This is a genomic window from Achromobacter sp. EG18, assembly GCF_059759395.1.
The window spans coordinates 5,864,503-5,881,480 of the sequence record NZ_CM186213.1; the positions used below are offsets into that span (position 1 = coordinate 5,864,503).

At 67.1% G+C, this 16,978-nt stretch carries 16 protein-coding genes; 11 read left to right on the forward strand and 5 right to left on the reverse strand.

Annotated features, from left to right (window positions below):
- Window positions 1-76: 76 nt before the first annotated feature.
- Window positions 77-1,390 carry an MFS transporter gene (locus tag AC6CR5_RS27040; RefSeq protein WP_026382581.1) on the reverse strand — a complete coding sequence of 438 codons (1,314 nt, stop codon included), beginning with the start codon at window positions 1,388-1,390 and terminating at the stop codon, window positions 77-79.
- A 134-nt stretch (window positions 1,391-1,524) separates the two neighbouring features.
- Between AC6CR5_RS27040 and argE the strand changes: the two genes are divergently transcribed.
- The 5 genes from argE to AC6CR5_RS27065 all read left to right on the forward strand — a co-directional run bounded on the left by argE (window position 1,525) and on the right by AC6CR5_RS27065 (window position 6,607).
- Complete coding sequence (gene argE / locus AC6CR5_RS27045; protein ID WP_026382580.1) at window positions 1,525-2,676, forward strand: acetylornithine deacetylase; 1,152 nt, start codon at window positions 1,525-1,527, stop codon at window positions 2,674-2,676.
- Between the two features lie 151 nt (window positions 2,677-2,827).
- Window positions 2,828-4,027 carry a tryptophan synthase subunit beta gene (trpB, locus tag AC6CR5_RS27050; protein ID WP_024068098.1) on the forward strand — a complete coding sequence of 400 codons (1,200 nt, stop codon included), beginning with the start codon at window positions 2,828-2,830 and terminating at the stop codon, window positions 4,025-4,027.
- A 1-nt stretch (window position 4,028) separates the two neighbouring features.
- Entirely contained in the window at window positions 4,029-4,895 is an 867-nt protein-coding gene (trpA, locus tag AC6CR5_RS27055; protein ID WP_006389271.1) for a tryptophan synthase subunit alpha, read from the forward strand.
- A gap of 37 nt (window positions 4,896-4,932) precedes the next feature.
- The gene (accD, locus tag AC6CR5_RS27060) at window positions 4,933-5,811 is read left to right on the forward strand and encodes an acetyl-CoA carboxylase, carboxyltransferase subunit beta (protein ID WP_006389272.1); all 879 of its coding nucleotides are present in this window, start codon (window positions 4,933-4,935) and stop codon (window positions 5,809-5,811) included.
- Window positions 5,812-6,058: 247 nt separating this feature from the next.
- Window positions 6,059-6,607, forward strand: coding sequence for an acyloxyacyl hydrolase (locus AC6CR5_RS27065; protein WP_006389273.1), 549 nt, complete (start codon window positions 6,059-6,061; stop codon window positions 6,605-6,607).
- Window positions 6,608-6,755: 148 nt separating this feature from the next.
- Here the strand turns inward: AC6CR5_RS27065 and AC6CR5_RS27070 are convergent, their stop codons facing one another.
- Window positions 6,756-9,830: an Rne/Rng family ribonuclease gene (locus AC6CR5_RS27070; protein ID WP_054445393.1), complete on the reverse strand. Its 3,075-nt coding sequence runs from the start codon at window positions 9,828-9,830 to the stop codon at window positions 6,756-6,758.
- 508 nt (window positions 9,831-10,338) lie between these two features.
- On the opposite strand from AC6CR5_RS27070, the gene AC6CR5_RS27075 reads away from it, so the two are divergent.
- From AC6CR5_RS27075 to msrQ, 4 genes are all read left to right on the forward strand, one after another.
- On the forward strand, window positions 10,339-11,304 hold the full coding sequence (locus AC6CR5_RS27075; RefSeq protein WP_100505113.1) for an RluA family pseudouridine synthase: 966 nt from the start codon (window positions 10,339-10,341) through the stop codon (window positions 11,302-11,304).
- Between the two features lies 1 nt (window position 11,305).
- The gene (locus tag AC6CR5_RS27080) at window positions 11,306-11,971 is read left to right on the forward strand and encodes an HAD family hydrolase (RefSeq protein ID WP_047992201.1); all 666 of its coding nucleotides are present in this window, start codon (window positions 11,306-11,308) and stop codon (window positions 11,969-11,971) included.
- Window positions 11,972-12,135: 164 nt separating this feature from the next.
- Window positions 12,136-13,104, forward strand: coding sequence for a protein-methionine-sulfoxide reductase catalytic subunit MsrP (msrP, locus tag AC6CR5_RS27085; protein WP_149894895.1), 969 nt, complete (start codon window positions 12,136-12,138; stop codon window positions 13,102-13,104).
- Complete coding sequence (gene msrQ, locus AC6CR5_RS27090) at window positions 13,101-13,754, forward strand: protein-methionine-sulfoxide reductase heme-binding subunit MsrQ (RefSeq protein ID WP_006389279.1); 654 nt, start codon at window positions 13,101-13,103, stop codon at window positions 13,752-13,754. Before msrP ends, msrQ begins: the two co-directional genes overlap by 4 nt.
- Before the next feature lie 54 nt (window positions 13,755-13,808).
- Here msrQ and AC6CR5_RS27095 read toward each other — a convergent pair whose 3' ends face one another.
- From AC6CR5_RS27095 to AC6CR5_RS27105, 3 genes are read right to left on the reverse strand one after another with little or no spacing between them, the layout of a single operon-like run.
- Complete coding sequence (locus AC6CR5_RS27095) at window positions 13,809-14,600, reverse strand: N-acetylmuramoyl-L-alanine amidase (protein WP_370445591.1); 792 nt, start codon at window positions 14,598-14,600, stop codon at window positions 13,809-13,811.
- Window positions 14,597-15,307 carry an SAM-dependent methyltransferase gene (locus AC6CR5_RS27100; protein WP_020924700.1) on the reverse strand — a complete coding sequence of 237 codons (711 nt, stop codon included), beginning with the start codon at window positions 15,305-15,307 and terminating at the stop codon, window positions 14,597-14,599. Before AC6CR5_RS27100 ends, AC6CR5_RS27095 begins: the two co-directional genes overlap by 4 nt.
- On the reverse strand, window positions 15,304-15,906 hold the full coding sequence (locus AC6CR5_RS27105; RefSeq protein WP_024068102.1) for a Maf-like protein: 603 nt from the start codon (window positions 15,904-15,906) through the stop codon (window positions 15,304-15,306). The genes AC6CR5_RS27100 and AC6CR5_RS27105 overlap by 4 nt, the downstream gene beginning before the upstream one ends.
- Before the next feature lie 140 nt (window positions 15,907-16,046).
- Here AC6CR5_RS27105 and AC6CR5_RS27110 point away from each other — a divergent pair, with 140 nt between their 5' ends.
- Both AC6CR5_RS27110 and rpmF read left to right on the forward strand, forming a co-directional pair.
- Window positions 16,047-16,703, forward strand: a complete 657-nt coding sequence (locus tag AC6CR5_RS27110) for a YceD family protein (RefSeq protein WP_047992206.1) — start codon at window positions 16,047-16,049, stop codon at window positions 16,701-16,703.
- Between the two features lie 52 nt (window positions 16,704-16,755).
- The gene (gene rpmF, locus AC6CR5_RS27115; RefSeq protein WP_006389284.1) at window positions 16,756-16,938 is read left to right on the forward strand and encodes a 50S ribosomal protein L32; all 183 of its coding nucleotides are present in this window, start codon (window positions 16,756-16,758) and stop codon (window positions 16,936-16,938) included.
- The last annotated feature ends 40 nt before the right edge of the window (window positions 16,939-16,978 follow it).

Below are 16,978 nucleotides of genomic sequence, written 5' to 3' on the forward strand. Positions count from 1 at the left end.
GCAGAGGGCGCCCATGCAAGGCCGTTGCCAGGGGCGCCCCGTAATGGACCGCCCGGGCCGTCGCGGCCCGGGAATATCAGTGATCCAGGTTCTCGTGGGCGCGTTCGCGCATGAAGAACGACGCCACCAGCCCCAGCGCCACGCCGAACATCACGTAGTAGGCCGGCGCCATGGGAGAACCCGTGGTCTTGATCAGCCAGGTCACGATGAACTGGGCAAAACCGCCAAAGATCATCACCGCGACGTTATAGGCCAGCGACAGGCCCACCGAGCGTACCCGCGCCGGGAACAGTTCCGCCATGACGGTGCTGAACACGCCGAAGAAAGCCGACACGAAGAAGCACACCACGATCTGCACGGTCAGCAGCCGGCCGATCGACGGCGCGTCCGACAGCCAGTAGTACAGCGGATACAGCACCACCAGGTAGCCGATCAGCGAGCCGATCACGATGGGGCGGCGTCCGGCGCGGTCGGACCAGGCGCCCATGAACGGCGTCAGCAGCACCATCAGCGCGGCGCCTGCCATCTGCACCAGGAAGGTCTGGTTCAGCGGCAGCTTGAGGATCTGGGTCGAGTAGGTCACCAGGTAGGTGAAGGTGATGTAGATCGACACCGTCGCCGTCACCACCAGGCCCACGCCGATCAGCGTCTCGCGGGTGTGGGTGCGGACCATCTCACCCAGGCTCAGGCGCTGCACTTCGCCGCGCGCGGCGGCCTGGCGCTCCTCTTCCTTCATCTGCTTGAAGGCGTCGGTTTCGTCGATGTTGCGGCGGATATAGATGGCGATCGGCACAATCACCAGGCCGAAGGCGAACGGCAGGCGCCAGGCCCAGGCCGCGATCTGCTCCTGCGTGAAGAATTCGGTGATCAGCGTGCCGCAGGCCGCGCCGATCAGCAGCGCCAGCATCTGCCCGGCCATTTGCCACGAACCGTAGAAGCCGCGCTTGCCGTTGGGCGCCATCTCGATCAGCAAGGCGGTCGAGGTACCGAACTCGCCGCCGGCCGAGAAGCCCTGCAGCAGCCGCGCGATCAGGATGAAGATGGGGGCCAGGATGCCGGCCGCGTGATAGGTGGGCGCCACGGTGATCAGGGCGATGGACACCGCCATCAGCGAGGTCACCAGCACCATGGCCGCCTTGCGGCCCTTCTTGTCGCCATACAGCCCCAGGATGATGCCGCCCACCGGCCGCATGAAGAAGCCGACGCCGAAGATCGCCGTGGTCATCAGAATGGCGTTCAGTTCGCTGCCGGGAACGCTGGGATCGGTCGGAAAGAACAGCTTCGAGATGATCGGCGTCATGAACGCGAATACCAGGAAGTCATACCATTCGAGGGCGTTGCCGATGACTGCCGCCACGATATTGCGCGTGGGAACTGCTTTGTGCTGCACGGTTTCTCCTTGGGGGCTTGTGCTGTTTCAAGGCCGTCATTCTAGGCCCAGGCGCGGCCCGGGTCCGTTCCCGGGCGCGCGACGCGGACGCGTCCTGGCTTTACACTCTCCCTTTTCCCCAAGAGAGTTGCTACATGAACGCGCGCACCTGGCTGGAGACGCTGGTCGGTTTCGACACCACCAGCCGCAATTCCAATCTTGCCCTCATCGAAACCGTCCGTGACTGGCTCAAGGGCCAGGGCGTCGATGCGTGGCTGGCGCACAACCCCGAGCGCACCAAGGCCAACCTCTTCGCCACCCTGCCGGCCCAGGACGGCAACCAGCAGGGCGGCATCGTCCTGTCGGGCCACACCGACGTGGTGCCGGTGGACGGCCAGGACTGGAGCACGGACCCGTTCAAGCTGGTCGAGAAAGACGGCCTCCTGTACGGCCGTGGCAGCTGCGACATGAAGGGTTTCATTGCCGGCTCGCTGGCGCTGGTGCCGGAATTCCTGGCCATGCCGCGCAAGAAGCCGATCCACCTGGCGTTCTCGTACGACGAAGAGGTCGGCTGCGCCGGCGCGCCGTACATGCTGGCCGACCTGCACGAGCGCGGCATTCGTCCCGAAGGCTGCGTGGTGGGCGAACCCACCGGCATGCAGGTGGTGGTGGCGCACAAGGGCATCAACCTGTTCCGCTGCAAGGTGCACGGCAAGGCGGCGCACTCGTCGCTGACGCCGCGCGGCTGCAACGCCATCGAATACGCCGCCCGCCTGATCTGTCGCATCCGCGACCTGGCCGACAGCTTCAAGGCCAACGGCCCGTACGACCAGTTCTACGATGTTCCGTTCTCGACCATGACCACCAACCAGATCCGTGGCGGCATCGCGGTCAACACCATCCCCGAGCTGTGCGAATTCACCTACGAATTCCGCAACCTGCCGGGCATGCAACCCGACCAGATCCAGGCCGAAGTCGAAAAATACGTGCGTGATGAGCTCCTGCCGCGCATGAAGGCCGAATTCGACGGCGCCAGCATCGAGATCGAGACCGGCGCCGCCGCGCCTGCCCTGGAAGCTTCCGAGGAAGCCGCCATCACCCAGCTGGTGCGCGCCCTGACCGAAGACCGCGCCACCCGCAAAGTGGCCTACGGCACCGAGGCCGGCCTGTTCCAGGGCATCGGCATTCCTACCGTGGTCTGCGGCCCCGGCCACATCGAGCAGGCGCACAAGCCCAATGAGTTCGTCGCGCTCGACCAGCTCGCCGCCTGCGAGACCTTCCTGCGCCGCATGGGGCAATCGCTCTGAAGCGCCTGGCCGGGCAGGCCCGGCCCCGGGGCGCCCGGTGAGGGGGCAGGGGGCGCGGCCCCCGCCCGCGACCGGCGTCAGGTAAAATGACGGGTTGCAAACCGGATTCACGGGCCGCAGAGGCTGGCCGTGATGCCGGGGGAGATGCTTGGTGAAACCTTACGATTTTCCGGATGCCCAGGGCCATTTCGGCCCTTATGGCGGTGTTTTCGTGGCGGAAACGCTGATGCACGCGCTCGACGAGCTGCGTGCCGCCTATGACCGTTACCGTGTCGATCCCGCCTTCCTGGAAGAGTTCAACTACGAACTCAAGCATTTCGTCGGCCGTCCCAGCCCCGTCTATCACGCCCGCCGCTGGTCCGAACAACTGGGCGGCGCCCAGATCTGGTTCAAGCGCGAAGACCTCAACCACACCGGCGCGCACAAGGTCAACAACTGCATCGGCCAGGCCCTGCTGGCCAAGCGCATGGGCAAGCCGCGCGTCATCGCCGAGACCGGCGCCGGCCAGCACGGCGTCGCCACGGCCACGGTGGCCGCCCGCTACGGCATGGAATGCGTGGTCTACATGGGCAGCGAAGACGTGCGCCGCCAGGCCTCCAACGTCTACCGCATGAAGCTGCTGGGGGCCACGGTGGTGCCCGTCACGTCCGGTTCGCGCACCCTGAAGGACGCGCTCAACGAAGCCATGCGCGACTGGGTCACCAACATCGAGAACACCTTCTACATCATCGGCACGGTGGCGGGCCCCGATCCCTATCCCCGCATGGTGCGCGATTTCCAGACCGTCATCGGCAATGAATGCCTGACGCAGATGCCCGAGGCCATCGGCCGCCAGCCCGACTACGTCGTGGCCGCGGTCGGCGGCGGCTCCAACGCCATGGGCATCTTCCACCCCTACATTCCCTACGAAAACGTGCGCCTGATCGGCGTCGAGGCCGCCGGCGAAGGCATGGACAGCGGCAAGCATGCCGCGTCGCTGGCTGCCGGTCAGGTCGGCGTGCTGCACGGCAACCGCACCTACGTCATGCAGGACGCCGACGGCCAGGTCCAGGAAACGCATTCGGTCTCGGCCGGGCTGGACTACCCCGGCGTCGGCCCCGAGCACGCCTGGCTCAAGGACTCCGGCCGCGCCGAGTACGCCGGCATCACCGACGACGAAGCCCTCAAGGCCTTCCACGATTGCTGCCGCATCGAAGGCATCATGCCGGCGCTGGAGTCGTCCCATGCCATCGCCCAGGCCGTGAAGATGGCCCCCACGCTGCCGCGCGACGCCGTCATCCTGGTCAATCTGTCGGGCCGTGGCGACAAGGACATGCATACCGTCGCCGAACGTGCCGGTATCGAGCTCTAACATGACGACTTCACGCTCCGATCGTATTGCCGCCGCCTTCGCGCGCACCGCCGAATCCGGCCGCGCCGCGGCGCTCATTCCCTACATCGCCGCCGGTGATCCGTCGCCCGCCACCACCGTCCCGCTGATGCACGCCTTGGTCGAGGCCGGCGCCGACGTCATCGAACTGGGCGTGCCGTTCTCCGATCCCATGGCCGACGGTCCGGTGATCCAGCGCGCCGCCGAGCGCGCCATCGCCCAGGGCATGGGCCTGGGCCGCGTGCTCGACCTGGTGGCCGAGTTCCGCCAGCGCGACACGGCCACCCCGGTCGTGCTGATGGGCTACGCCAACCCGATCGAACGCATGGGCCAGGCCGAATTCGCCCGCCGTGCCGAGGCCGCCGGCGTGGATGGGGTCCTGGTGGTCGACTACCCGCCCGAAGAAGTCGTCGAGTTCGCCGGCACCCTCGGGCGCCACGGCATCGCCCCGATCTTCCTGCTGGCGCCCACCTCCACCGAGGAACGCATCCAGGCCGTGGCCAGGGTGGCCCGCGGCTACGTCTACTATGTCTCGCTCAAGGGCGTGACGGGCGCCGGCTCGCTCAACACCGATGACGTGGCCGAACGCGTGGCGGTGATCCGCCGCCACGTGCGCGATATCCCGGTCGGCGTGGGCTTCGGCATCCGCGATGCCGACAGCGCGCAGCGCGTGGCGCGCGTGGCCGACGCGGTCGTCATCGGCAGCAAACTGATTGAAACCATGGAGCAGGCGGTGGCGAACGTCCCCGCGGCCCAGCAAACCGACGCCGCAGTCGCCGCCGCCAGCGGCTGGCTGCGCACCATCCGGCAGGCGCTGGATCAAGTGAAACGACCGAGCGTGTCGGCCTGAACGGCCCGGCGCGACCTCCTTACGGGATGAACAAACAATGAGCTGGATCGAAAAACTCCTGCCGCCTCGCATCAACAAAACCAGCGACAGCGGCGCCCGCCGCGTGCCCGAAGGCCTGTGGGTGAAATGCCCGTCGTGTGAAACGGTGCTGTACAGCGAAGACCTGGCGGCCAACCTGCACGTCTGCCCCAAGTGCGACCATCACATGCGCATCGGCGCCCGCGCCCGTATCGATTCGCTGCTCGACCTCGAAGGTCGGGTCGAGATCGGCCAGTCGACGCGGTCGGTGGACACGCTGAAATTCAAGGACACGCGCAAGTACCCCGAGCGCCTGGCCGAAGCCGTCAAGCAGACCGGTGAAACCGACGCGCTGGTGGTGGTCAGCGGCTCCATCCGCGGCGTGCCGGCGACGCTGGCGTGCTTCGAGTTCGAGTTCATGGGCGGCTCCATGGGGTCGGTGGTCGGCGAGCGCTTCGCGCGTGGCGCCCAGGCCGCCCTGGACAACAAGACGCCCTTCATCTGTGTCGCCGCTTCCGGTGGCGCGCGCATGCAGGAAAGCCTGCTGTCGCTGATGCAGATGGCCAAGACCAACGCCATGCTCACGCGCCTGTCGGCCGCGGGCCTGCCGTTCATCAGCGTGCTGACCGACCCCACCATGGGTGGCGTGTCCGCCAGCTTCGCCTTCATGGGCGACGTGGTCATCGCCGAACCCAAAGCCCTGATCGGCTTCGCCGGCCCGCGCGTGATCGAGCAGACCGTGCGCGAGAAGCTGCCGGAAGGCTTCCAGCGCGCCGAGTTCCTGCTGCAGAAGGGCGCCATCGACATGGTGGTCGACCGCCGCCAGTTGCGCGAGGAAATCGCGCGCCTGCTCGCGCTGCTGACCAACCAGCCGGCCGACGTCGTCACGGCTGCCTGATCCTCCTGCCCGCACCCAGACGCCGCCGCCACGACCGTGCCGGCGGCGTTTTTCATCCACATGCGAGCCGATCCGGAAATGGAATTTTTCGTTCTCCGGGCGGAACAGTGTTTTCCATGATTTGTGTTGCCAGATTGCGACACAGGGCAAGCCTTCTGGTCTGGTTTTTGCTATGTTGCGTAGTGATGAAAAATCTCGTGAATCATGCCGGGATTTTTGCCCCAACAAAAATACGGAGTTGCTCCCAATGCAGTCGACGAAGAAGAAAATGCTTGTCCGCCTCATCGGTTTGGCCCTGGCTGGCGCCGCTACCATCGCCAGCGCGCAGTCGTCCGAAGGTACCCAGGGCGGGGTAAGCCTGCACTACGGCGTGGGAGACCACTACCAGCGCTTCACGCTGAACTACGAAACCCCGTCGGTCTGGACCCACCAGTTCGGCGGCAATTGGGGGCGCCTGGATCTCACGCCTGAACTGGGCGTGTCGTATTGGTGGGCCGATGGCGACCGTTCGCCCAGCAGCGTGTGGCAGCTGAACGCCATCCCGATGTTCCGCTGGTGGACTGGCGAGCGCTTCTACCTCGAAGCCGGTATCGGTGCCACCGTGTTCTCGCGCACCCGCTTCGCCAACGAGAACATCAGCACCGCCTTCCAGTTCGGCGACCACGTCGGCCTGGGCTTCCTGCTGACGCCGAACAACCGCATCGGCCTGCGCTATTCGCACTTTTCCAACGCCAGCATCAAGCGCCCGAACCCGGGCCTGGATACGGTGCAGCTGACCTACACGTACCAGTTCTGATCGCTGCGCGATCCGGCGTGATGAAAAGCCCTCGGTAACGAGGGTTTTTTTTCGGCCTCGCCAGGCCGTGCCAGACGCTTGCGCGGCAAGCGACAGGCAATAAAAAAAGCCCCCATCATTCGATGGGGGCTTTTGCTTGCGGATTGCCTCAGTGGCGGGTTTCGACCTGAACCAGGGGTTCGTTCGAGACCGGCGCCACCGGCTTGCGCTCGCGGCCCAGGCGGACCGGCGTGTGCGCCGCGGCGATGCGCAGTTGCGTCTGCGCGTGGCGTTCGGGATCGGTTTCCACCCACTGCAGGCCAGCGGCGTTGACCACTTCATGCAGGGCCTGGGCCTTGGCCGAGGGCGCCGTCGCCGGCACCACGATGGGCTGGGCGCTGGTGGGCGCGGCCTGCGCCGGCGCGGCGGCCGGGGCGGGCGTGACCACCGGGGCCGCAGCGGCTTCGGGTTCGGCCGGCGCGGCGGGCGCCGTCGTCACGACGGGTTCGACCACCGGTTCCACCACAGCGGCTTGCACCGGCGCCGCGACGGGCGCGGCCGGCTCGGAAACCTGGCTGGCGGGCTCGACGGCCACCGGAGCGGTCGCCTCGGGCGCGGCAGTCTGGGTGGGCTGCTCGGCCTGCGGCTCGATCGCGGCGGCGGGCGTCTGTTCGGCCTGGACCGGCGCCGGCGCGGCTTCAGCCTGGACGGCTTCGGCTTGTTGCGCGGGAGCCTGAACCGGCGTCGCGGGGACGTCGGCCGCGGGGGCTGCCACTGCCACCGGAGCGGCTGCTGCCGGCGCGGAGGCGGCCAGGTTCTCGGCCTGTTCGCCGGCGTCGTCTTCGGCGCCGTCTTCCAGCTGCTCGTCGCTGCCAGCCACGCCGGCCTCGTCCGCGCTGCGGCGGCCACGACGGCTGCGGCGGCGGCGACGCTTGCGTTCCGGATCGGCGCCGGCTTCGGCGCCTTCGGCGGCGGGCACGCCCTCGGCGGCCAGTTCGACGGCTTCCGCCGGTTCGGCCTGGGCATCGGCAGGCTGCTTGGCTTCAGGCAGGGCGGTCGCGACCGACTGGGCCAGCGCGGCGACCATGCTTTCCTGTTCGCTCATCGGCGTATCGGCCTGGCCTTCCTCGCGGCGGTTGCGGCCGCGGCCACGGCGGCGGTTGCGGCCGGCGCCGGCGTCGTCGCCAGCGGCTTCCGGCGCGACATCGGGACGGCTCGAGGCCTGTGCGGCCTGCACTGCCTGGTCGCGTTCGCCACGCTCGTTGCGATTGTTGCGCTCGCCGCGTTCCTGGCGTTCGCCGCGCTCGCCTTCGGGCCGGCGGTTGCCACGGATGTGATGACGGCCGCCTTCGCCGCCCTCGGCGCCTTCCGTGCGCGATTCACCGCGACGGTTGCGATTGCGGTCGGAACCATGGCGTTCGCCGCGGCGTTCCTGGCCGTCATGGGCGCCACGGCCCTTGCCACGTGCCGGCGAGGCGGCGCGCTTGGCGCTGGTCTCTTCCTGGGCAGCGGCGGGCGCGGTCTTGGCGGGCTCGGAATTGCCGGTCAGCCAGCCGAACAGGCGCTTGAGCAGGCCGCCGCCCGATTGCACCGGGGCGGCCGCGGGAGCGGGCGCCGGGGCGGGGGTCGACACGGGCGCCGGCTGCGAGGGCGTGATGCCCTTGACCAGCGCTTCGGGGCGCGCCTTGATTTCGCTTTCGCGCGGCTGCCACGGAGCGTCCGTGGCCGGCGCCTCGACCAGTTCGAAGCTGGTCTTCACTTCCTCCAGGCGCGGATCGTCGTGGCGCAGGCGCTCGATGTGGTGGTGCGGCGTTTCCAGGTGCTTGTTGGGGATCAGCACCAGGTTGACCTTCAGGCGGGCTTCCATCTTGGTGATGTCGGCGCGCTTTTCGTTCAGCAGGTAAGTTGCCACGTCGACCGGCACCTGGGCGTGGACCGCCGCGGTGTTTTCCTTCATGGCTTCTTCCTGCAGCAGGCGCAGGACGTGCAGGGCGCTGGATTCGGCGTCGCGGATCACGCCGGTGCCGTTGCAGCGCGGGCAGGTGATGTGCGAGCCTTCGTTCAGGGCCGGACGCAGGCGCTGGCGCGACAGTTCCATCAGGCCGAAGCGCGAGATCTTGCCCATCTGGACGCGGGCGCGGTCGAAATGGAGGGCGTCACGCAGGCGCTGTTCGACGGCGCGCTGGTTCTTGCTGTCTTCCATGTCGATGAAGTCGATGACGATCAGGCCGCCCAGGTCGCGCAAGCGCAGCTGGCGGGCCACTTCGTCAGCGGCTTCCGAGTTGGTCCGCAGGGCGGTTTCCTCGATGTCGGCGCCGCGGGTCGAGCGGGCCGAGTTGACGTCCACGGACACCAGCGCTTCGGTGTGGTCGATGACGATGGCGCCGCCCGAGGGCAGCTGCACCGTGCGCGAGTAGGCCGTTTCGATCTGGTGTTCGATCTGGAAGCGCGAGAACAGCGGGATGTCGTCGCGGTAGCGCTTCACGCGCTGGACGTTGTCCGGCATCACCACGCTCATGAACGCGGTGGCCTGGTCGGCGATCTCGTCCGTGTCGATCAGGATCTCGCCGATCTCGGGCGAGAAGTAATCGCGGATGGCGCGGATGACCAGGCTGGATTCCAGGTAGATCAGGATGGGCGCGGAGTTGTCGCGCGCGGCGCCGTCGATGGCGGTCCAGAGCTGCAACAGGTACGACAAGTCCCATTGCAGTTCTTCGACGTTGCGGCCGATGCCGGCGGTGCGGGCGATGATGCTCATGCCCTGGGGCAGCTCGAGCTGCTCCATCGTGTCGCGCAGTTCCTGGCGGTCCTCGCCCTCGACGCGGCGCGAAACGCCACCGCCACGGGGGTTGTTGGGCATCAGGACCAGGTAGCGGCCGGCCAGCGAGATGAACGTGGTCAGGGCGGCGCCCTTGTTGCCGCGCTCTTCCTTTTCGACCTGGACGATCAGTTCCTGGCCTTCGCGCAGGGCGTCCTGGATGCGGGCGGTGCGGACGTCGACGCCTTCCTTGAAGAAGCTGCGGGCCACTTCCTTGAAGGGAAGAAAGCCATGGCGGTCTTCGCCGTAGTTGACGAAGCAGGCTTCAAGGCCGGGTTCGATCCGGGTGATGACACCTTTGTAGATGTTGCCTTTGCGTTGTTCGCGGCCGGCAGTCTCGATGTCGAGGTCGATGAGTTTTTGCCCATCGACGATAGCGACGCGTAATTCTTCCTGGTGCGTCGCATTGAACAGCATGCGCTTCATGAGAGGGTTTCTCCGTTGTCATGACGCGCCGATATCGGCGCGTGACCTCGGGCCACTCGGGCTGCGGCTGAAGCGGGCAAGAAGATGCGGACCGTACCTGGGCGGCGCCCAGGCGTATCCGCCGCGGGTCAGGCGGGCACGTCGTGCCGTGGGGCACGGGGTTCTTTCAGCAGGAGGGTCAGCTTCACTGAATGTGGTTTGACGGAAATGTGCTGTGAACGGCAGTTGCGGCCGGATTGGTTGCCGACGCGCAGCTGGTGCTTTAAATATGCGACGATTCTTGCAGTGCTTCAAGCCGCTTGCGGCAGGCAACGGACCTGCTGGGACAGCGGGCAAAATGAATGCCACACCACTATCCGGCAGGGCGCGGTTGCGCCGGCGACCAAATGACCCAGGGGTTGAATGAGCAGGCAGTACAATGGCGGCCCACGCGCTCGACGGAGTTGCGTACTTGAGTTGCATCTCTACGCCAGCGGCTGATTCAGCCCCTTAAGGCTGTCCCGATTATATGTCGCTTTCCGCAATGCGCAAAGAAACTTCCTCCCCTATGGCCACCCCCTCCGTCCGCATGGTGGAAGTGGGCGCCGAGCATGCCGGCCAGCGCCTGGATAATTACCTGATGCGCCTGTGCAAGGGCGTCCCCAAAACCCACATCTACAAGGCCATCCGCGGCGGCGAGGTCCGGGTAAACAAGGGACGCATCTCGGTGGACTATCGGGTCGCGGAAGGCGATATGGTCCGTATTCCGCCGCTGCGGCTGCCCGACCCGGGCAAGCCCAAACCGGTGCCGGCGGCCGAATTTCCGGTGGTGTTCGAGGACGACGCGATGCTGGTGGTGGACAAGCCCGCCGGTGTGGCGGTCCACGGCGGCAGCGGCGTGTCCTTTGGCGTCATCGAGCAACTGCGCGCCGCCCGCCCCGAGGCCAAGTTCCTGGAGCTGGTGCACCGGCTCGACCGCGAAACCTCCGGCCTGCTCATGGTCGCCAAGAAGCGCAGCGCGCTGCTGGCCCTGCACGCCATGCTGCGCGAGGGGCGCAGCGACAAGCACTATTACGCGCTGGTCGAGGGCGACTGGGTCAATGACCGCCAGCACATCAAGCTGTCGCTGTCCAAGTGGACCACCCAGTCGGGCGAGCGCCGCGTCAAGGTCGATCCCGACGGACAGACCGCCCACACCATCATCACGCTCAAGCAGCGCTTCGGCCGCTACAGTCTGGTGGACGCCGAGCTGCGCACCGGGCGCACCCACCAGATCCGCGTGCATCTGGCGGCCAGCGGCTTTCCCATCGTCGGCGACGACAAGTACGGCCATGACGAGGTTCGCGCCGAGTTCTCGCGCATGGGTTTTGGCCGCATGTTCCTGCATGCCCACCAATTGACGCTGAACCATCCGCTGACGGGCGAGCCGATGACGCTGACGGCCGAACTGCCGCCCGCCTGCCGGAAAATACTGAAACAACTGGAGTCGGTCTGATATGTCGTATTCGCTGGTCGTTTTTGACTGGGACGGAACCCTGATGGATTCCACGCACAGCATCGTGGCCGCCATCCAGGGCGCCTGCCGCGACCTGGAGCTGCCGGTGCCGTCGGCCTCCGACGCCAGCTGGGTGATCGGGCTCTCGCTGGAAAGCGCGCTGCGCCGCGCCGTGCCGCAGCTGACGCAGGCGATGCTGCCGCGCTTTCTCGAGCGCTACCGCACCCACTACCTGCTGCGCGATCCTGAATTGCGCCTTTTCGACGGCATTCCCGAGCTGTTGAAGGCGCTGGCCGAGCGCGACGTGCGCCTGGCCGTGGCCACCGGCAAGAGCCGCGTGGGCCTGACGCGCGCCCTGGCCGCGACCGGCCTGGGTCCCATGTTCGACGCCACCCGCACGGCTGACGAAACCTTCAGCAAGCCGCATCCGGCCATGCTGCACGAGTTGATGAGCGAGCTGGACGTCGATCCGGCCCGCGTGGTGATGGTGGGCGACACCTCCCACGACATGCAGATGGCCACCAATGCCGGCGTGCACGGCCTGGGCGTGACCTACGGCGCACACACCCTGAAGGAACTTGAGGGTTGTGGCCCGCAAGCGGTGCTGGAGAGCGTGCCGCTGGTGCGCGACTGGCTGCTCAGCCGAACCCTGACGGCCGCTGCCTGACGGCCGCAGGCGTCCCGTCCCGACGGGAACGCCGGGAGAGCGGGGCGGTCTATTACCGATCGCCGCCGGCTACGCCGGCGGAATATCATGGGGTCGCGAAACGTCCACGGTTTGAGCGGGGCGGCAGCGACGCGACTCGCCGCGCCGGCCCCCAGGAGATTCCCATGTTGATACGCAAGCCCGATGACATCGTTCCTTCCGAGATCACGACCGAAGCGGTCTGGCGGTCGCGCCGCGACCTGATCCTGCGCGCCGGCGTGACGGCGGCGGGGTTGGGGTTGCCGGGGTGGGCGACGCGCAGCGCCTTCGCCCAGGGCGCCGGTGCCGGCGTCCTGGCGGGCCAGCCCAATGCGGCGTTCAGCGTCATGGACAAGCAGACGTCCTTCGCTGATATCACGTCATACAACAACTACTATGAATTCGGGGTCGACAAGGGCGAGCCCGCGGCCAACGCCGGCAAGCTGCAGACCCGGCCCTGGACGGTCAGCGTCGAGGGCGAGGTCGGCAAGCCGCGCACCTTCGATATCGACGAACTGCTCAAGCTCGCGCCGATGGAAGAACGCGTCTACCGGCTGCGCTGCGTCGAGGGGTGGTCCATGGTGATTCCCTGGGTCGGCTATTCGCTGTCGGCGCTGCTCAAGCAGGTCGAGCCCACCGGCAATGCCAAGTACGTGGAATTCGTGACGGCCGTGCAGCGCGAGAACATGCCGGGCGTGCGCGCCGCCATCCTCGACTGGCCCTACGTCGAAGGGCTGCGCATCGACGAGGCCATGCATCCGCTGGCCATGCTGGTGTTCGGCGTCTACGGCAAGATGCTGCCCAACCAGAACGGCGCGCCGCTGCGGCTGGCCGTGCCCTGGAAATACGGCTTCAAGTCGGGCAAGTCGCTGGTCAAGATCCGTTTGGTGGAAAAGCAGCCGGTATCGTCGTGGATCAAGGCCGCGCCGCAGGAATACGGCTTCTATGCCAACGTCAACCCGACCGTGCCGCATCCGCGCTGGAGCCAGGCCACCGAGCGCCGCATCGGCGAGGACGGCCTGTTCACGCCCAAGCGCAAGACCTTGATGTTCAACGGTTATGCCGAGCAGGTCGCGTCGCTCTACCAGGGCATGGACCTGAAGGCCAACTATTGAAGCCGCCGGTGGCCGATGGCGCCGGCGCGGCCGCGGCGCGCAAGCCGCAATGGTCGGCGCGGGCCGTGGGGCGCGCCAAGCCCTGGCTATTCCTGTTGGGCCTGGCGCCGTTCGCGCGCTGGATCTGGCTGGGTTTTTCCAACGGCCTGACCGCCAACCCGGTTGAATTCCTGACCCGTTCGTCGGGCACCTGGACGCTGGTGTGCCTGCTCGTGACGCTGGCGATCACGCCCTTGCGGCGCTTGACCGGGCAGCCGGCGCTGGTGCGCGTGCGCCGCATGTGCGGCCTGTTCGCCTTCTTCTATGGCGCCATGCACTTCATGGCCTGGGTCTGGTGGGACCGTGGTCTCGATCCCGTCGCCATGCTGCAGGATATTGGCGAGCGGCCCTTCATCACGGTGGGCTTCGCCGCTTTCGTGCTGATGGCGGCGCTGGCGGCCACCTCCACCCAGTGGGCCATGCGCAAGCTGGGCAGGCGCTGGCAGCAATTGCATCGCGCCATCTATCTCATCGGCCTGCTGGCGGTGTTGCATTACTGGTGGCACAAGGCCGGCAAGAACGACCTGTCGCAGCCGATCCTCTATGCCTCGGTGCTGGCGCTGCTGCTGGGGTGGCGGCTGGTCGCCTGGTGGCGCCGCCGCCCGGGGTGAACCCCTCTCGTCGGGCGTGCCGTGTCTTTCGCGGTCACCGCCCGGGGCGTCGGGCTACAGCATGGCAAGCATGATCGCCGCGGTCTCCGCGTCGGGCTGGCCGTCGTGCAGGGCGGGCCGATAGTGCATCTGGAAGGCCGCCAGCACATTGATGGTGGCGCGGTCCAGGGTGCCGGTTTGCGGGCTGGTGTAGCCCAGGCGTTGCAGTTGCTGCTGGAACCAGGCCACGTCGGGCGTGCCCTGGGCCTGCAGCCGTGCCAGGTGCGCGGCGGCGCCGGCTTCGTCGTACCAGCGGCCGATGCCCGCCGCGGCCAGTTGCTTCCAGGGGAACAGCGGGCCGGGATCGACCTTGCGCTGGGGCGCGATATCGCTGTGGCCGACCACGTTCCGGGGCGCGATGCCGTGGCGCTGGATGATGTCGCGCAGCAGGATGGTCAGCGCCCGGATCTGGCGGTCGCCGTAGGCATGCCATTGCGGTTTGCCGTCATCGCCGTCGGTCCAGCCGGGGTTGACGATCTCGATGCCGACCGACGTGCTGTTCATGGCGTTCAGGCCGTACCAGGCGCTTTCGCCGGCGTGCCAGGCGGCGCGGGACTCATCGACCAGCCGGTAGGCGCGGCCGGGCGTATCGATCAGGTAATGGGCGCTGACCTTGCCCTGCGACAGCAGCTTCATCGACAGCGCGTCGTCGGTCGAGGTGTAGTGCAGGACCACGAAGCGCACCCGGCTGCTCTGGCTGGCCGCGGTGATGGAGGTGTCCAGGTCCAGGCCCGCGGGGCCGCGTTGGGCGCAACCGGCCAGGGCCGCCAGGGCCAGCAATACCGCTGCAGATCGGATCATCGTCAGCGCGCCAGGTACAGGAACAGGGTGGGCATCTTGTCCAGCTGCGGGGCGGGCTGCTTCTTCCAGTCGGCGATGGTGCGGGTGACGATCCATTCGTCGGCGGTGGTCAGCGCGCGCGCCACGCACAGCTTGGTGTCGCCCTTCAGGCTGGCCAGCAATGTGGCGAACATGGCGGCGTTGCGGTAGGGGGTCTCGATCAGCAGTTGCGTCTGGTTGTGCCGCGCGGAGTGCTGTTCCCACGCCTTGAGCTGCCTGGCGCGCTCGCCGGCGTCCACCGGCGCGTAGCCGTGGAAGGCGAAGCGCTGGCCGTCCAGCCCGCTGGCCATCAGGCCCAGCAGGATGGAGGAGGGGCCGACCCAGGGCTTGACGGTGATGCCGAGCCGGTGGGCGGCGTCCACCACCTTGGCGCCAGGGTCGGCGACCGCCGGGCAGCCGGCCTCGGATACCAGGCCGATGTCGGCGCCGCGGCGCACCGGCTCGAGCCAGGCGCCGATCTGGGCGGCGTCGGTCTTGTCGCTCAGGGTATGGATGGTGATTTCCTGCAGCGGCCGGGTGGTGCCGACCTGCTTGAGGAATGCCCGCGCCGTCTTGGCGTTTTCGGCGATGTAGGTGTCCAGGCTGCCGGCCCGCTCGCGCGCGTCGGCGGGCAGCCAGCTTTCGGGGGCGGCGTCGCCCAGCCCCACGGGAATCAGGTGCAGCGAGCCACTCATGCGGCCGCTCCGGGCGCCGTCAGGGGGTCCAGGCCGAAGCCGGCCAGCATCCGGGTCAGGGCGATCAGCGGCAGGCCGATGATGGCGGTGGGGTCATCGCTCTGGATGCTCTCCATCAGGGCGATGCCCAGGCTTTCCGCCTTGGCGCTGCCTGCGGTATCGTAGGGTTCCTCGGCGCGTAGGTAGGCGTCGATGGCCTGGTCGCTCAGGCGCCGGAACCTGCACCGCGTCACGATATCGGCTTTTTCCACCCGGAGGCCGTCAGTCACCGCCAACGCGCTGTGAAATTCCACGATCTGCCCGGAAAGTGCGCGCAATTGCGCCTGGGCGCGCGTAAAATCGCCAGGCTTGCCAATGGGTTGGCCGTCCACCGTGGCAACCTGATCCGACCCGATGACGACGCTGCCGGGGTGCCCGCCGGCCACCGCCATGGCCTTGGCCACCGACAGGCGCAGCGCCAGCGCTTCGGGTGATTCGCCTTGCTGTGGCGTTTCGTCCACATCGGGCGAAATGGCGGTGAAGGGCAGGCGCAGGCGGGTGAGCAGTTCTTTGCGGTAGCGCGAGCTGGAGGCGAGGATCAGGCTGGGTTGTGAGGGCATTCGATATTTGACGCTGGGACGTAAGTCACAGTATTATCTAACGTTTTGCGGCATTTTTGCAGGGCAGCATGACTTTTGGGCGGGGCGCACCCCGCGTCAGTCATCGGTTTGGCGCCCTGGGATGGCCGCGAATGCACGGGATGTGCGGGTTGTGCGCGAATGCGCATTTCCGGCGGCCTCGTGCGAAAGGACAGAACATCAAGCCCATCGACGCATTCGCATTCGCCCATTCGGGCAAGGAAGCGCAAGGCACCATACCTCTTGTGCGGTTGACGCGCGCGGTTGACGGACTTCCCGAGCAACCGGCGGGTGAGGCCGGCCTTGTGACGTGGTCCGTGCGCGGCGAGATGGGCAAGGCCGGGCTGCTGCAAGGTCAGCCGCTCCTGCGCATACATGTGCGGGCGAATCCGGTCGTGGTGTGTCAGCGGTGCAATGAGCCGTTCGCCTATCCGGTGGACAGCGAGGTCCTGCTGCAACTGGTCAAGTCCGAAGCCGACCTCGACGACGGCTTTACCTCCGGCGATCACGCCGCGGGTTTCGACGACGAGGACGAGGACGGCGAGGCAGGAAACGCAGGAAATGGTTTTGTGTCCAACCAGCCTGAAAAGGTGGTGGGTTCGCATCACTTCGATCTGTTGGCCCAGATCGAGGATGAGCTCATTCTGAGCGTTCCGTATGTGCCCAAGCATGATGTATGCCCGGGCGCGCAGGCCAAGGACAGCGAGGCTTCCCAAGAGCCCGTTGTCAAGCGTCCGTCGCCGTTTGCGGTGCTGGAACAACTGAAGCACAAAGATTGAGATCAACATCGGGCCGCATCGCGTACAATGCGCCCCGTTTCTAGGAGTCATCATGGCCGTTCAACAAAACAAGAAGTCCCCGTCCAAGCGCGGTATGCACCGCTCGCACGATTTTCTGGTGAATCCGTCGACCGCGATCGAACCCACCACGGGCGAAACGCACCTGCGTCACCACATCAGCCCCAACGGCTTCTACCGTGGCCGCAAGGTCCTGAAGACCAAGGCCGACGAATAAGGCCCCCGGGCCGAACTCGTACTCGGACCATTTCGGCTGA

Bases quoted from the DNA above. Each gene is read 5' to 3' on its own strand.
- AC6CR5_RS27080 (WP_047992201.1), top strand. From the start codon at position 11,306: ATGTCGTATTCGCTGGTCGTTTTTGACTGGGACGGAACCCTGATGGAT.
- AC6CR5_RS27065 (WP_006389273.1), top strand. From the start codon at position 6,059: ATGCAGTCGACGAAGAAGAAAATGCTTGTCCGCCTCATCGGTTTGGCC.
- trpA (WP_006389271.1), top strand. From the start codon at position 4,029: ATGACGACTTCACGCTCCGATCGTATTGCCGCCGCCTTCGCGCGCACC.
- rpmF (WP_006389284.1), top strand. From the start codon at position 16,756: ATGGCCGTTCAACAAAACAAGAAGTCCCCGTCCAAGCGCGGTATGCAC.
- AC6CR5_RS27105 (WP_024068102.1), bottom strand. From the start codon at position 15,906: ATGCCCTCACAACCCAGCCTGATCCTCGCCTCCAGCTCGCGCTACCGC.
- AC6CR5_RS27075 (WP_100505113.1), top strand. From the start codon at position 10,339: ATGTCGCTTTCCGCAATGCGCAAAGAAACTTCCTCCCCTATGGCCACC.
- argE (WP_026382580.1), top strand. From the start codon at position 1,525: ATGAACGCGCGCACCTGGCTGGAGACGCTGGTCGGTTTCGACACCACC.
- AC6CR5_RS27110 (WP_047992206.1), top strand. From the start codon at position 16,047: ATGTGCGGGTTGTGCGCGAATGCGCATTTCCGGCGGCCTCGTGCGAAA.
- accD (WP_006389272.1), top strand. From the start codon at position 4,933: ATGAGCTGGATCGAAAAACTCCTGCCGCCTCGCATCAACAAAACCAGC.
- AC6CR5_RS27070 (WP_054445393.1), bottom strand. From the start codon at position 9,830: ATGAAGCGCATGCTGTTCAATGCGACGCACCAGGAAGAATTACGCGTC.
- AC6CR5_RS27100 (WP_020924700.1), bottom strand. From the start codon at position 15,307: ATGAGTGGCTCGCTGCACCTGATTCCCGTGGGGCTGGGCGACGCCGCC.
- msrP (WP_149894895.1), top strand. From the start codon at position 12,136: ATGTTGATACGCAAGCCCGATGACATCGTTCCTTCCGAGATCACGACC.